The sequence below is a fragment of the Paenibacillus catalpae genome (genome assembly GCF_900112695.1).
In the GTDB taxonomy this organism is placed as follows: Bacteria; Bacillota; Bacilli; order Paenibacillales; family Paenibacillaceae; genus Pristimantibacillus; species Pristimantibacillus catalpae.
In genome coordinates this window covers 838,100-853,345 of the sequence record NZ_FOMT01000003.1, presented here as the reverse complement: position 1 = coordinate 853,345, position 15,246 = coordinate 838,100, and the positions used below count along the sequence as shown (strand labels likewise).

Sequence of the window (15,246 nt, the reverse complement as noted above, 5' to 3'; positions counted from 1 at the left end):
TTTATTGGACCTGGTGGACTGCCGGCGTTAGACTTTTCTCGTTTCATTCACACTTCGACAAAAAGTGGTGCTGCTCATTCCTTGCGATTCCTGGGCTTTGTTCAAATTATTCTATGGGAATATACGCCGTCCCTATTCGCTTTCGTTTATGGAATGACCCTTCGCAAAAAACGCCCGCGTTTCCTTGCGTGTCTGCGCAGGCAAGACACGATCCAATTCTTCCTCCAGCCAAGACAATTTCTTACTTCGCAAATAATTTTGCATAGTCTCTTCTGCTTCGAGCATAACTAAGTTAATCGAACAGGAACTCGTGGGTTCTGTACAGTCGGAACAATCGCGGCTGCGATATATATACCCCTTATCCTTTATGTTCTGGCACTGAAAAATCGGCTTCTTTCCCTCTACGGCCTCAACCACATCCCAAAATGAAATTTCATCCGGATCACGTGCAAGTTTAAATCCGCCTTTAACGCCAGGAACCGACGAGATAATACCCGCCTTCGCCAGCTTTGTGAAAATTTTTGATAAGTAGGTTTCTGGAATGCCTTGAAAGAATGCAAGTTCCTTTATACCAATCGTTGATTCGTTTGGAATTAAGTAAACCAGACAATGGAGTGCATATTCTACTCCGACACTATACTGCATAATAACTCCTCCCATTTTTTTTCATGGGTAAATACTTTAAATCCTAATAATATCCACGCCAATTGTCAACCTTACACCATACCATAAAAATTAATTTGACTTCGCCCTCTTGTAGCTATATATTATAGTCAAATCTAATCGGCGATTAATGTTGTCGCCAATTATGAAATCATACATTTAGGAGTGGAAGAATGGAAAAGCTGCTTGTTATCAATGCACATGCCACTGTAGATTCCCCTACTTCTGTTAGCCTTGAAGTTGGCAAGCATTTTATTGAGGCCTACCGTAAGATGAATCCCAACGAATCGATCGAACAGATCGATCTTTATAGCGAAGAAATCCCGGAAGTAAACAGTACTGTTTTAAGTGCTTGGGGAAAATTTGCCTCCGGTGAAGAATTGACGGACGATGAAAAACGCGTTACCAGCAAGATGAATGAGATTTTGCAGCAATTCAAGAATGCAAAAAAATATGTCATTATTATGCCACTTCACAACTTTAACATCCCTTCCCGACTGAAGGATTACATGGATAACATCATGATCGCTCGCGAGACCTTCAAATATACGGAAAACGGTAGCGTAGGCTTATTGAAGGACGGTCGGAGTTTACTAGTGATTCAAGGAAGCGGCGGCATCTACACGAATAACGACTGGTACACAGATAACGAATTCTCGCACAAGTACCTTAAATCGATGTTTAACTTCCTCGGCGTCGTGGATTACCAGATTGTCCGCGCCCAAGGTACAAACTTGCTAGACAAAGCAGATGTGCTGGAGAAAGCAAAACAAGAAGTTCTGGAAGCAGCAGCACGACTAGCAAAGAAAAGTGTAACTGCCTAGCCTTCTAAAGTCGGCAGAGATAATCAAGGAAGCGAGAATATTGTCTGAAGTTATTATGTGAAGAGAGAGGGATGTAATCGATGTCAAATTTTATCGCAGATATAAAGATTCCCGACAGTAAGCTAGCCGTTGAAGCAGCTGAGTTATTGCGCGAGCATGGCGACGATCTATTGTGGAATCACTCGAACCGGGTATTCTTGTTTGCAGCAATGAAGGGTAACCTTAATCAAATAAAATATGATCCCGAATTGCTTTATATTAGTTCGCTTTTTCATGATATTGGACTTACCCCTAAATTCCGAAGCGATGACAAACGCTTTGAGGTCGATGGTGCTAATGCTGCTCGTGATTTTCTTAAAAGCCGCGGCGTTCCGGAAGAGAATATTCGGCTGGTATGGGATGCTGTAGCTCTTCATACTACGATAGGAATTGTTGAGTATAAGGAAGCCGAAGCGGCGCTTATGAATTTTGGCGTGGGGTATGATGTGGTGGGGAAGAACTTCGATCTTATCTCCACAGAAGCGCGTGAGCAAATCGTGAAGGCTTTTCCTCGGGACAGTTTTAAGCACAAGATATTACATGCCTTCTTGGAGGGCTTCAAACACAAACCGGAAACGACATACGGCACGATTAACGCCGACATTTGTGAAATGCTTCTTCCGGGATATAAACGGCCCAACTTCTGCCAAAGTGTTCTACATTCCAGGTGGGATGAGTAGTTGACATGACTCTCAGCGGGAAAGATAGCTAAAAAAGCAAACAAGACGAGGGTTACAATATTCACTTTGTAAACCTCGTCTATTATTGAAAGAGCTCCTGTTTAGCTAGGTTTCCAAGCACTACGCAACAAAGCTGCCGATCGTTATCCGGCAGCTTCAGCAGTTTGGCTATTGAACAATCTTGCTCGTTAGCGCAAAGGGTCTTGCCAAATGGAGCGATGCGTGAATAAGGTAGTGGTCATCTTAAATAAACCATAACGTTTATTTATTTTCGTTTTGTTCATCAATATACTGTTCTAACTCTTTTTCGATTTCTTCATTACTCAAATTATAGTCATCATCTTTAATGATTCCTTGTAGTTTTTCTAATTCATAAATCCTGGAATCTAATTTTTTTGTTAATGAGAACAAATGACCAATAACACCTGCGGCAACGACTAGTAATACAAAACTACCAAAAGGTCCGAAAAAGAAAGCAAATGCCACTAAAAGAGTAATGGTAAAAATGATTGAGAGTGTTATGTATCTCATATTTTTAAATATCCCGACCTTTACTTCAACAAAACAGCAACTATTACTTGCCGGTCGCTGACGTGTTGTATTGTACTATAAAGCTAGTCAGCAAAAAATGCACCATCCTATCAAGTTCCGTTTGCCAAACAAGTTTAGGACATTGATAACTGGCTTCCTGATGAGTTCTCATCTCGACTAAGGTGATAAAGTTAAAATTTGAATGACAACCACAGCATTATCGCGGACTTTAGACGGTATTCAATCTATTCTCGGTCATCCGTACGATCGTAACGAATCCAACTCATTTCCTCAATTACTAATTAAACTTCTCTACAGCGACAAACTCTTCCCATCAAATCCTAGATTACAAGCATGAACATCTTTTATTCGGTTATGTTCGGTATGTTCAAGTCTTCCGGAATACCATACGTTCTCTTCCACAGCCTTAAGATTCGTGGTGTCATCTGTACCATGAAAATAGAAACTCCAACTTTGTTCGTTTCCCACAATCAGTACATAGATAAACCATATCCTATATTTTCTTGACTGGTAATATCGAGTATAACTTAAATCCCATTTTTTGTAACTATTCTGCCCTTTACAGTCGATAAAACTACCTAATATGCGACAACGGAAAGTGACAATATTTAACCGCCACATTCTATATAATCGAGTAGCGGCATAAACTATGAATACCTGAAATGATAGCTAAAGCTAGCGGGTATAAGAGATTGCTGTCACAAAAATATGAGGCACAGGAAAGGTGGAACTGCATGTACGTAAGTCAAACTATGCAACAGGTGAAAGAAGATATGTTAAATGGAGAATGGGTGGGTAAGCTCATTCATATGCGTGACACTACTAAATCGATTAAGGTAACACTTGAACCTATACAAGCTGGAAATGGGTTTTTAGAGTTCTATGAGAGGCAGGGATATGGCTTCTACAAATGGAACCAAGGCGTAAGTGCATAACGAATAAGTCTAGATATCTATAAAAATATAGACCAAGCCTGAGATTGGAATTAGTTGATGATTATTTATAATATTAGACGAATATGAGCAAAGCCGGCAGCAGGTTGTTTTATCGGGCCTGTTGCTTTTTGCTTTCAAGAAACTCTCCCCTGTAGCAAAAAAGGACTCACATACTAAGGTTGCTGGTCAGCCCTCTATCATAATTCATTTCCTTTTATTCATCACAATAATAATCACAATGACGAGCAAGAATAGACCCACAATAGACCGGGGAATATTTATCCATTTAAGTATATTCACCATCATAATTCCCTTTAATAAACGATCCATCACTCAAATTCTAGTATTAAAGGTCAGTGTATGGGTAAATTTTTCTTCTGCAATTCCGAATTAGTAGAGAGCATTGGGTCATTCCCCCAATATAGGTGCCAACGCCGCCGCTGCAACCTCCAATACATGATGTATCATTATCTCCGACATGCGATTCTGCTGATCCCTGCTCCACTGCACAGCGGCACCGAGATGCCCCAACTGGCAACGAGTACCGTGGTTTCTACCTTGTCAGGCTAACCCGTCGTCTCTTCGTTTAACCAATTGAGCAAGAGGTTATAGAGCTATTACGCTGATCCGCTCCGCGAGACAGACATAATTATACACGTACCATGAACTTCCACAACTTTATTTGACAAGAACTTGAGACCCATAACCCGTGAAGACCAAAATTTTGATGCATTGTACTATCCTGCCCTCAACAAAGCTGTAGCTGATCCTCTGATCTGCTGCAGCTTTATTAATGGAACTATCGTTTCCCGTTGGCGCAATAATCGTTGCTCCTCAGCTGCGTCTCTTCGCGTTGCTTAATTTTGCTCTACTCAATGATTCAACAGAGTGATGTTACCACCTCAGCTTTAATACGATCACGTGTGCGACTAAACAAGTTAAGGCATTGATCATCGTTTTTGAGATTCGATAAGCGGTTGAGCTTCCCTTTAACCAAGCAAGCCTTGATGAACTTTAATAATTTCCTTTCTTCGTAATACCTTAAAGAACGCAGATTCACACCTGTCCTTCTTGACAACTTACTTATATAGTGATCCCTCCAATTTTTGATTTATAATCATTCTAAACCATCACATCATGTAAAGGTAAAGAGTATTGTTATTACGCAATCCTCCCCGTTAACGTGATAAAGCTGCCGATACTGCCGGCAGCTTCATAGGTGGATATTAAGCTATAGTTCTCCATCCCTCAATAGTCCATCTCCATGGTTTCTTTTTTTGCCAAGAATGAAACAACTGCTTGTGGTTTTAGAAGGTTTCCTCCGTTTCTTTCAATAACCTCTCTAATTTCTCCAAATAATTCATTACGAATGTCTTCTGGAACTAACCTATGCCTAGAATTCGTATTTAACAAAGCAATATACTCACTGGCTGTAAAAAGGTGATCCCAAGTATATTGTTTAACTTCAAGGTCCTTAAATAGTCCATCCTGTAGAGTCAAATTTGACCTTTCCTTAATAATCTGTTCCATGGATGGGTTATGAGAATCATCGAGTTGGGGAGCATACTTTCTATAAATTTCACGAATCTCGTTGTATGGCTCATTGTATGATGGTACATGGACAGTCCAAAAAAATGCGACTGTTCCTTGGTTTCTAAGCAGATTGAAGACTTTTTTGTATCCGAGTTCTTGCGGCTGAATGAAATGAAACGCTGTACCCGAAATCGCCAAATTATATTGAGCATTATCATGATTCCAAGTCTCAAACTGTGCATTTATGATTCTGACGGTTGGTCTATCTTTAAACCTCTCTCGAGTAAGCTCCGCCAGATTCCCCCCTAATTCAATTGCGGTTATATTAGAATATCCAGAATCCACGAATCCTCTTGTTGCTTGGCCAGTACCACAGCCAATTTCAAGTATCTCATCATTCGTATTTAAATCTGAGTAATCTAATATATCTTTAAAAAGTTGCTCAGGATACGGTGGTCTGTACTTTTCATACTCCTGCGCTATCTCATTAAAAGTGCTCTTTCGTTCCATTTCACTAACCTCCTTTATTAAATTGCTTCTACTTTTGACACAGTATTGTGTTTGTGAACGTGAACTAGACCTTTGGGTAATCAACTACTATAACATTTTCCAGCAGACCATCTAGTGATTTTACAAATTCCTGATGGACAGGATGAGGTCCATATGAACGAAGTGATACAAGGCTATCGAATGTAACTCGTAATCCGAGCGTGTAACCGTGTATATTTTCCTTTTCTTCAGTTACATTGAGGCCTGCACTTATATCGAGAATTCCGGGAATACGACCCTGAAACCCGAGCAATTGGCCCAGCAGTTCCTGTTGCTTAGCAGGTGTGACATTAGTATTAAACTTGAAAACGACGAGATGTTCGTACATTGCTTTTTACCTCCATATAATCAATTGGTTATCGTGTTAAAGTATCGTCTTCCGTTTAGCTTAAGCCCCTTATGTTAAGGTCAGCTTAAACTTTTGAAGACTACCACATTCAGCGCAGATGGAATTATTATTCCATATCATGCTGGCGAATGCTCTCCCAGGTTACGTTACAGTCAGGATAATGTCCTTTAGTTCAATAAGAGTCTTGATTCGATAGCTGGCCTGTGAGAAGTCATGTGTTTTTGTGAAGTCGTTATGGACAATAGCACAGTCGATACCAGCCGCCACGGCTGAGTTCAACCCTCTGTTTGAATCCTCTACAACCAGGGTCTCTTCTTTGGTAGCTCCGAAGCGCTTTAGGCCGGTCAAGTATGGTTCCGGGTGCGGCTTGGTCCGCTCGTAGTCTTCGCGAACAAGGACGAATTCCATGAATTGTGTAATCTGGCGGTTTTCATGAATAAGTTGAAAATCCGCACGTTTTGCAGTCGTCACGATGGCCATGCGGACGTACTTTGACAGTTCGGATAGAGTTTCAACTACGCCTTCAATCTCTATGGCTTCTGTTCTTAGATATTCCTGATAATAGACGTTGCGGACCTCACGCTGCTTACTGATGATCTGTTCATCAATACCTGCCGCCCTAGCTTGGGACCAAGTGCCGAATGACTGGGTCATGTCGCGGAGGTATTGATCTTTATCCAAGGTAAATCCAATGTCAGCCAGAGCACGTTCTCCCGCTTTGTAATACCAGAATTCAGTATCAATCAGAACACCATCATGATCGAAGAGTATGTACTTTTTCATTGTTTCGTTCTCCTTTGTCAGCTGCAGCAACCATGAGTGCCGTCACGCATGAACCTCCCATCTCATATTGTCCTCCGGTCCACTGGATCTACTAAATAATAACAAAGAGGCGCGAGGAAATTAAATAATTCTACACCTTACAATAGTGGGCAATGACCGACTGCTACATTATTTTATTATGCTAAAGTTCCCAGATAGCTTAAAAATAAACTTTAAAAACTCTGATATACCTTTAACGCAATATTAGCCATTTCTTTAAGCTTTTCAATATCCAATCCTTCAACTTCAAAATCCTCAATGACATGCTCAAAGTAAGTCCAGTCATCACTCTCATCAGTTAATTTTATTTCTTTTATTAATTCCGAAAACGCGTCAAACCCTTCGATATCAATGTATTGTCTTGCCAATATTTCAAATCCAACTTCATCTGCAATTTGACCTGTTGTGGAAAAACTAACAATGTAGTGTTCAACTCTGGATACTTATAATTCTCCACTTATAACTCACCTCAGAAATTCCCAGTTTCAGTTCGTAATGCTACCATTCATATTAGCACATATTGGAAGTGTTCTGCCCTTTACTCCAACAAAAGAGGCAGCTAATCCTTTGATCAGCTGCCGCAGTGTTGTTCTGAATTATCGTTCCTCGTTTAGCGTATATAAGACCTAAAATTGCACCTATTGCAGTTCCAATTTGAGAAAAAAATAGGCAGTGTTAAAGGATTACGTTTTACCTTCCAATCTTGAGTTATACTCCAAAAAGTTATGGTTTTATAGTACATGAGGTTCATCAAGACAAGCCATGAAATTATTTCGCAGTAGAAACTGGAAAGTTAGTGGCTGACGTTTTACGTCATCCCATTAGCGCGGGATGGCCCCTTCTAAGATATCGCTATTATGTAACTCTTCATCCGTAGATCGTTTCTAGAATTGGAAGTTCGCCACAACTGGATAATGGTCCGATGGATACCCTCCGTTTATCTGACAGCGATCAATCTGCACTTTCAATATTTCAAATTCGGGGGTAGCAAATATATAGTCGATCGGTTCTCCCGAATCGCCGCCTTTAAAGCCATGGAATGTTAGACCCGGATTTCCCTTGATCAGGGAGTAGGCGTCCTTCAAATCGCTTTTCTTACCGTCAACCTCGATCTCGCCTCGCAAAAATCGAATCGGGAATTCACTAGGAAACGAATTGAAATCCCCTGAAAGCAACGCCGGAAGCCCATCTAAAGCACGCTGTCTAGCCATATATTTCTCTATTATTTGGATCCCAAGGCCTTTCGCTTCCTGGCTATGATGGTCCAGATGGGTGTTGTAAAAATAGAAGGCTTTATTTGACTTTCGATGAAGGAAACGCGCCCACGTACAGATTCTCGGAAACGAGCTATTCCAGCTAATCGAAGCTTCCGACTCAGGTGTTTCTGACAGCCAAAACTGCCCTTTTTCTTCAATTGTCAGCTCGTCGCGGTTATAAAAAATGGCATTGTGCTCATTCTCATGCTCCCCGAACCGACCCTGCCCGACCCAATCATATTCATTCAATTGAGCCTCCAAATCTTTGAGCATCGAGTGATAGCCTTCCTGCGTGCCGATAAGCATAGGATGATGTTCTTTGATAACGGCGGTCGCTCTATCGATTCGTTCCGGCCAATAATCGGAGCCATCATTGATTTCTGGATAGCGCAAATTGAAAGTCATAACAGAGATTTCTAACATAATTATGCAGACCTCTTTTCTATTATTTTCAATAATACACTGAACCTAATATAATGCCATGAATAAACAGGAACGGTTACATCTACCTATATTTTACATCGTTTTCACCAACATATGAAAGTGCATAATTCCTCATCTGAGTTGGTCTTTGACACTTCAATTAACGATGATAAATTGACATTAGATTCCTTTAAAACCTTTACTTTTGTTGTTTAACTTTCGATAAATGTAAGCAATAGGGAACCAGAGCTTAACACCGTGACCTGCACCAACTAATGCCATGATAACTGGCATGCTTAAAATTGATATTAATCCACTCTTGTATCATTTAACTTCAATACTTCCCATATTGAATGAAAATTCATTTGAATTGATTGAATATATGAACATTCCAAACCCAATCAGAAATCCAAATATCCCATAAATAATTACTGATTTCCTTACAACTGTTTTCATGGTAATACTCCTTATAAACACTGAATTGGCTGTTTGCTCCGATTACATTAAAATTTCCCGGTAGTTTAATTCGCCTGCGGTGCTATTTTATTCATATAGCCATTTTATTTCTGTTGAATCGATGTCTTTTTCAGCTATCACAGGTGTTTTTTGAGCATCACCTAACTTTTCAATACGCAATTGATACGGTTTAAGCATCTCTTCCCAATTGTTAGAAATCGACCAGTTTGAAGCAGTTAGCTGAGATAATCAGTAACAATTTGTTTCAATTGTTCACTGCTTAATTGACTCGGGTCATACTCAATTCCAACTTTATATAATTTCTCTTTGGGGTCGGCAGTAAACCCGGTTAAAACTATACCAGGTTGTATATCAATCTACCTGCACATCTTTATCTGATAACCAATTGGCCAAGTTAAACCAGTAATGTCCGGTTGGTTCCATGCCGATAATGAGCCTATTCAATCGATGTTTCTGCTGTAATTCACTCATCCAGCGGCTCAGTTTTTCAAACCCTTCAATACTATTGGAAAATGAGAGATGGCGTTTCGAAACCACTATTCCGCGGAAATTTGCAGCTTGTGCGACATGTATTTCTTTCGCCATATCGATCCCTATTACAAGATGCGAGGTAGTAATTTGTTCAACCCGTTGATTTTGTGCATCTATTTCCTTAAACTTCATAGTAAGAGCTCCTCCCTGATGTGTTCTCGACAAACCCATCATACCGAGGAGCTCCTTTTTTTACAAAGCCCATTTCTTAAGCTCTACAGGATTGTTTAGCTTAATCTCTTACTTGAGCTACAAATGTAATCCAATTGCTTCTAAAAATAATTTCTCTTCCATTCTTTTCTTCCTTAATTTCCTGTTGGACATTTTTTTCTATTGATATGTTCCAGTCAGCGTACACCTCTCTAAGATAGGTAAATGCTTTCTCTGTTGAAAGGTTTAATTCAATCAAGCCTTCCCGTTCCTCTCCAGTAAGCACGTCAATTTCCTTTACTTCTGTGCTCATTAATATGCAATTAATGCCGCCGACTGTTGTTCCTGCTTTCATTTCTTCAAGTTTAGCTTGAAAAGCTGCTTCTGAACTAACATGCTCTAAACAAGAACAAGCGACAATATAGTCGAATGTATTTTTATTAATCAGAAAATTCTCCACATCATTCGCTTGTGAAATGATTGTATCCGTAACTTCATACTGTTCCGCATTTTGGTTTAATAATTGAATAGCCGAAGGCAATAAATCAATACAATATATCTTTCCTTTATGCGCTTGAATACTTTGTGCAATCGGGATACTATTTCTTCCGACTCCACAACCAAGGTCTAGGACCTGAATATTCTCTTTTTCTATTTGCGTCAAATTATCCAGAACAACTTTCACAGGTCGCGAAAGCCAGCTGCCAGGTTGAAAAAGTTCTGTTTTTGCATAAAAGTTATCATGATATTCGATTTCTTTATGTCGTGCGAGATTGAATAAGTAATTCATTGCGTCAGCTCCTTAAAACACCTATACCTATGACCGTCTAATGTTAAATTCAACAATAAATGGAACTATCCTGCCCATTAGCTTAGCAAAAACAGTAGCCTGTTAGAACAGGCTGCTGCTGCCTAACTATTGTTCTATGATTTTAGTTCTTACCTTATACTTTAAATACTTTTTTCGTTCCCCAGCCGGACTTAATCATCTCAACTGCTTCCCTAAACCGCAGCGAATGAAAGGAAACTGAACTTTGTATGATCGTATCACTTGGATTAGTGATATTGGCCTCCTATCTGATTTCGGCTGAATCTTGCTCCATCAGGTAAGTCCCTTAAATGTACAAGCCCACTACATTGGCTTAAATAGTTCCCATTCCCGAATTCATATGCAGTTTCTCCGGCCATTTGGTGGACTTAACAATATTGGCATTTATCTGATGACTAGCCAAGTCGTCCCTATTCATGCTAGAACTGCAGTAATTGCTTGCACTTGTCGTAGTCCCTTAATGCCAATTCAACTAACCATCAATGAGTATAGAAACCCCAATGTCTGCCAAAAATATAATGAAATTCTTCTGAGGGGGCAGATTGAAATAATTAATTTAGTTCAGGAAATGAAATCTGCGTTCTCTGATCAAGATGATTTTTTCATTCAGGACGCGCAATTTGACGGCACGGCATTTTTCCTTATAGGTTTTAACACGCTTGTTGATTTTACCAAATCAAACTTATATGTTCGGCAAATGGCTGAACGTTCTGCTTCCATTCATGAACTTTTCCTCAACCTCAGTGATAAGCTTGATGTGGATTTGGCACAATTAAAAAAAGCTGTTTTGGAAGGAAAGCTCGTGCTTATCTCTGAAAGCGGAAGAAACGCTGTTATGGAATCAGTCCCCCAAAGCCTCAGACGAAGTATTGAGGAGCCCCGAAATGAAAGTCCCATTCAAGGTCCATTGGATGCCTTTGGAGAAGATATTGATCTTAATATAGGACTGATTCGAAAAAGACTGGGCACTGAACGCCTATGCCTGTGCTCTTACCAAGTAGGAGAGCTCGCCAAGCAAAGAATTTCAATGCTGTATATTAGAGGAAAAGCTCAAACTGCTCTAATTGAAAAAGTTGACCAGCAGTTAAAACAAATTGAATCAGATATTGAAACAATTGACGACCTGAATAAGCATTTGGGTCAACGCATCTTAAGTCCTGTCAGTCATCTGTTTGCAACTGAAGTGCCGGTACAGGCCATTCATTCTCTTAAAAAGAATAGAATCGTTCTTTTTTTGGAAAATCAGCCCTTCGCGCTTGTTTTTCCTCATCTTATTTCTGACATGTTGCATACTGCAAACGATCGTAATCTCCCTTTTGGGCTTTCACTAATGATCCGCGCCTTAAGAGGATTAGGAGTATTTGCCACACTTGTACTTCCCGCTTTATATGTAGCCCTAACTTCGGTTAACCCTGAAATTTTAAAAACTGATCTCGCCTTGTTTATTGCGGAAAGCAGAGAAGGCATTCCATTAACGCCTGTACTTGAAACCCTTATCATGACTATTTTAGTTGATTTAATCACCGAAGCAATTGTAAGACTCCCCAAAAGCGTGGGCCCTACCGTTACGATGGTTGGCGGAGTTGTCCTTGGCCAAGCGATGGTAGAAGCAAAATTAGTCAGCAATTTATTAGTAATCGTGATTACTTTTATGTTGATTGCAAGCTCGGCCGTCGTAGGTGTGCAAAATGCTCTATACATCCGGTCGTTAAAATACCCTGTATTTATTTTAGCATCTGTTTACGGCATCGTAGGTTTAATTGTTGGATTAGCATTAATAAGCATCTATTTGTCGAGTTTAACGTCTTGCGATATTCCCTATATGACTTTTCGAATGAAAGGAAAGGAAGACATAAAGTGACGCAAAGGTTACAGATTGGATTCGTTTTTATCATCTTGCATATGGGTTTCGGTTATTTTATGTATCCTAGACTCACCTATTCGTTAACGAATACCGGTCATTGGGGAGTCGTGCTTTCTTATGGATTGCTGCAATTGATATTAATCACGATCTACAAAAAAGGACTGAATTACTTTCCAAAAGAAGATATGATCGATATATTTTTGAAAATGGGAAGATGGGTGGCATTCATTTTTCTATTTCCCTATGTGATCAATCTGACTGCGCTTGCTGCGATGGATCTTCGCGCTCATACCGAAACCATAACATCTATCTTCTTGATTCGAACACCTTATTTGGCGGTATTAATTCTACTCTTCTTTATTTCAACTTATACAGCGATAAAAGGTTTAGGCACCATTTTACGTACATCCGTCATTTTTTTTATCACTATTAATTTATTAGTGATATTTGTTATCGCTTCCTCGACGGTAAATTTTGATTTTCATAACGCTTTGCCGGCTTGGCCTTCATCACTTGATTTCTTATGGAATGTAAAATTTTTTTATCTTATGGGATTCTCGGTGATCTTATTTATAGGATTCATCCCATCCGAAAAGAATTTGAAGCTTGGCCAACTCTTTGCGGCCTGGGCGTATGTGTTGTTGTTTTTTTTGACTGGTGTGTATTTTCCGCTCTTTATATTTGGACAAGAAACGGTCGCCACGTTTCTTTTCCCCATAAAAGAGGCGGCGGATTCAGTCGACATAGGATGGTTTGTTTTTAACCGGCAAACGATCTTCTTTGGTATATCCATAATTGGGTTTAATCTCATCTTAACTGCCGTACAGTTCTGGATGGTCGGGAAAATCATGCAAAAATTAGTCAATTGGAAGAGAAGTAAAGCCTCCTATTGGATTGGTGCGTTTTCTCTTCTCGCATTTATATTCGCAGCATGCGTCCCGAACCGGATCTGGATTGAAAAGTTCATCTACTTGATTGGATGTACTAATGTTTATTTTATCGTAATCCTCCCATTAACCATTCTTCTCTATAGTGTTCTAGTTGAAAAGAGGACGACAGGTTATGAAAAAAAATAAACCCTATAAAACAATAGTTGTACTGATGTCTTTGACCTTTCTCTGTGGGTGCTGGGATATAAAAGAAATCAATCAGCGTGCCCTTCCTTTGGTCATGGGCATTTCCAAAGAACACGATGAAGAATACCGAGTGACCCTGTCTCTTCCAATAACTAATGTAGAAGGAAAAACGCGAATTGTAACGGGGAAAGGTGATTCCGTTTCAAGTGTTCTGGGACAGATGCGGACAAACTCTGAGAATGCCCTTGACTACTCGCAATTGCAATTAATTGTCATCGATAGTCATTTGGCAGCTAACCATCCGGAATGGATAAAAATAATTAAGTATTTCATGATATCAAAAGAAATTCCGTCTATCGCTTTGGTTGCAATTACGGATGACAATATTGAGAAGATGTTTTCTAATATTAGCAAATTAGGCTTCACCGGAACCGCTGTATATGACTTTTTTAATAAAGGGACCGGCTGGGCACCAGAGGTCTCATACACCCGCATTTGGGAAGTTTATCAGAGTTTGTTTTCTTATACGAATGACATAGCCGTTCCCGTCGTGAATTCAGCAAAAGACACTATACTAAACTTTGAGGGCTCCGCTGTATTGAAGAATGGTAAAATAACGGAGAGAATCAACCCGAGTGAAAACCATCTCGTTCGGTTGTTTCAAAACCACACCACCATAAGGAATACAGAAAATTTAGGATTTTCCACCATCGTGGTCACTGACAGCTCATTAAAAGTCAAACCATCAATGAAAAATAATGAACCACGGGTAGCAAGCGATTTATCTCTAAAAATAAGCATTTTAGAAAAAGAAGAAGGCGTGTCGAATAACCGCATCAAAGAAGTGCTTGAAAAAAGGATTGAACAGCGGTTTAATGATATCTTTAAACAAGCCCAGAAAAACAAAACTGATATATTCGGCTTCGGCCAGCATTTCCGAACACGGATTTCATTCGATGAACTGAAAAACTGGAGAGAAGTATATTATCCTAAGTTAATCGTGAATTTTCAGGTCCATGTTGGAATGGAATAACTTTTTCAGGTGTTGACTGCTGTTTTATAAAAAGGAAAAAAGTCTCAGTACAATGGGAGTACGAAACGGATCATAACCCTAAAAAACCCATCATCCAGGAGGACGCTCTACTATGAAGTTTAATTCCAAGACAAACTTATTGAAAAAATTATCGCTCAACTCCTTTTACCACATAATAGAACTAACCTGCCCGTTACTTCAATGGAAACGGCAGCGGATCCTCAGATCTTCTGCAGCTTTATTGATTGAACTATAGTCTCCCAGTATCTTAATATGCAACTATCGTCTCCGGTTAATAAACATCAATTTTTAAAGGTTTTGATTTAATTTCAAACACAAAATCTTTCCCATCTTTTTTAATACTGAATTTGGCCTTTGAAATGACTTTATAACTTCCTTCATGTAACAAAAGCTCGTTATATTTCGGGGAAACATGCTCCCCTTCATCATAACTATAAGAGTCATTTGGATCTATTGTGGTTATATATCCGATGGCATCCACAAATCTTTCCTTTACATCTTGTTGGACAAGTTTACCCTTCATATCATAAACCTCATAAGTGAACATACCTGCTCCGTGCTCTATTTTCCACGAGCTATTTGAATTATTAATTAAAGAACTATTAACAGTAAAAACCTGATTAGCTTTTAAATTGTTCGA

The 15,246-nt window shown here is 39.5% G+C and carries 17 protein-coding genes; 6 read left to right on the top strand and 11 right to left on the bottom strand.

The features are described 5' to 3' along the window. Positions 1 to 132: 132 nt before the first annotated feature. A complete protein-coding gene (locus tag BM200_RS17405) occupies positions 133 to 645 on the bottom strand; it encodes an Rrf2 family transcriptional regulator (protein WP_091187721.1) in 513 nt (170 codons plus the stop codon). A 191-nt stretch (positions 646 to 836) separates the two neighbouring features. Here BM200_RS17405 and BM200_RS17400 point away from each other — a divergent pair, with 191 nt between their 5' ends. After that, complete coding sequence (locus tag BM200_RS17400; RefSeq protein WP_091187719.1) at positions 837 to 1,487, top strand: FMN-dependent NADH-azoreductase; 651 nt, start codon at positions 837 to 839, stop codon at positions 1,485 to 1,487. A gap of 80 nt (positions 1,488 to 1,567) precedes the next feature. Further along, positions 1,568 to 2,206: an HD domain-containing protein gene (locus BM200_RS17395; protein WP_091187717.1), complete on the top strand. Its 639-nt coding sequence runs from the start codon at positions 1,568 to 1,570 to the stop codon at positions 2,204 to 2,206. A 261-nt stretch (positions 2,207 to 2,467) separates the two neighbouring features. On the opposite strand, the gene BM200_RS17390 is transcribed toward BM200_RS17395, so the two are convergent. Beyond that, on the bottom strand, positions 2,468 to 2,737 hold the full coding sequence (locus BM200_RS17390; protein WP_091187715.1) for a hypothetical protein: 270 nt from the start codon (positions 2,735 to 2,737) through the stop codon (positions 2,468 to 2,470). A gap of 755 nt (positions 2,738 to 3,492) precedes the next feature. On the opposite strand from BM200_RS17390, the gene BM200_RS17385 reads away from it, so the two are divergent. After that, complete coding sequence (locus tag BM200_RS17385; protein WP_091187714.1) at positions 3,493 to 3,693, top strand: hypothetical protein; 201 nt, start codon at positions 3,493 to 3,495, stop codon at positions 3,691 to 3,693. Between the two features lie 880 nt (positions 3,694 to 4,573). On the opposite strand, the gene BM200_RS29730 is transcribed toward BM200_RS17385, so the two are convergent. From BM200_RS29730 to BM200_RS17350, 8 genes are all read right to left on the bottom strand, one after another. Further along, complete coding sequence (locus BM200_RS29730) at positions 4,574 to 4,753, bottom strand: hypothetical protein (protein ID WP_245773066.1); 180 nt, start codon at positions 4,751 to 4,753, stop codon at positions 4,574 to 4,576. A gap of 188 nt (positions 4,754 to 4,941) precedes the next feature. Further along, positions 4,942 to 5,736, bottom strand: coding sequence for a class I SAM-dependent methyltransferase (locus BM200_RS17380; RefSeq protein ID WP_091187712.1), 795 nt, complete (start codon positions 5,734 to 5,736; stop codon positions 4,942 to 4,944). Positions 5,737 to 5,800: 64 nt separating this feature from the next. Further along, positions 5,801 to 6,103, bottom strand: a complete 303-nt coding sequence (locus BM200_RS17375; protein ID WP_091187711.1) for a Dabb family protein — start codon at positions 6,101 to 6,103, stop codon at positions 5,801 to 5,803. A 162-nt stretch (positions 6,104 to 6,265) separates the two neighbouring features. Next, the gene (locus tag BM200_RS17370; protein ID WP_091187709.1) at positions 6,266 to 6,907 is read right to left on the bottom strand and encodes an HAD family hydrolase; all 642 of its coding nucleotides are present in this window, start codon (positions 6,905 to 6,907) and stop codon (positions 6,266 to 6,268) included. Positions 6,908 to 7,119: 212 nt separating this feature from the next. Next, complete coding sequence (locus BM200_RS17365; protein ID WP_091187707.1) at positions 7,120 to 7,314, bottom strand: hypothetical protein; 195 nt, start codon at positions 7,312 to 7,314, stop codon at positions 7,120 to 7,122. 516 nt (positions 7,315 to 7,830) lie between these two features. Then, positions 7,831 to 8,625, bottom strand: a complete 795-nt coding sequence (locus BM200_RS17360) for an endonuclease/exonuclease/phosphatase family protein (RefSeq protein WP_091187706.1) — start codon at positions 8,623 to 8,625, stop codon at positions 7,831 to 7,833. Positions 8,626 to 9,453: 828 nt separating this feature from the next. Next, positions 9,454 to 9,765, bottom strand: a complete 312-nt coding sequence (locus tag BM200_RS17355) for an IS110 family transposase (protein ID WP_245773065.1) — start codon at positions 9,763 to 9,765, stop codon at positions 9,454 to 9,456. Between the two features lie 100 nt (positions 9,766 to 9,865). Further along, positions 9,866 to 10,573 carry a class I SAM-dependent methyltransferase gene (locus BM200_RS17350; RefSeq protein WP_091187703.1) on the bottom strand — a complete coding sequence of 236 codons (708 nt, stop codon included), beginning with the start codon at positions 10,571 to 10,573 and terminating at the stop codon, positions 9,866 to 9,868. Positions 10,574 to 11,072: 499 nt separating this feature from the next. Between BM200_RS17350 and BM200_RS17345 the strand changes: the two genes are divergently transcribed. The 3 genes from BM200_RS17345 to BM200_RS17335 are packed head-to-tail and all read left to right on the top strand — an operon-like array spanning position 11,073 to position 14,585. Next, the gene (locus tag BM200_RS17345; RefSeq protein ID WP_175532906.1) at positions 11,073 to 12,473 is read left to right on the top strand and encodes a spore germination protein; all 1,401 of its coding nucleotides are present in this window, start codon (positions 11,073 to 11,075) and stop codon (positions 12,471 to 12,473) included. Next, positions 12,470 to 13,552, top strand: a complete 1,083-nt coding sequence (locus tag BM200_RS17340; protein WP_091187700.1) for a GerAB/ArcD/ProY family transporter — start codon at positions 12,470 to 12,472, stop codon at positions 13,550 to 13,552. The genes BM200_RS17345 and BM200_RS17340 overlap by 4 nt, the downstream gene beginning before the upstream one ends. Then, on the top strand, positions 13,539 to 14,585 hold the full coding sequence (locus tag BM200_RS17335) for a Ger(x)C family spore germination protein (RefSeq protein WP_091187699.1): 1,047 nt from the start codon (positions 13,539 to 13,541) through the stop codon (positions 14,583 to 14,585). Before BM200_RS17340 ends, BM200_RS17335 begins: the two co-directional genes overlap by 14 nt. Positions 14,586 to 14,877: 292 nt before the next feature. Here BM200_RS17335 and BM200_RS29720 read toward each other — a convergent pair whose 3' ends face one another. After that, positions 14,878 to 15,129, bottom strand: a complete 252-nt coding sequence (locus tag BM200_RS29720; protein ID WP_139230795.1) for a hypothetical protein — start codon at positions 15,127 to 15,129, stop codon at positions 14,878 to 14,880. Positions 15,130 to 15,246 lie beyond the last annotated feature (117 nt).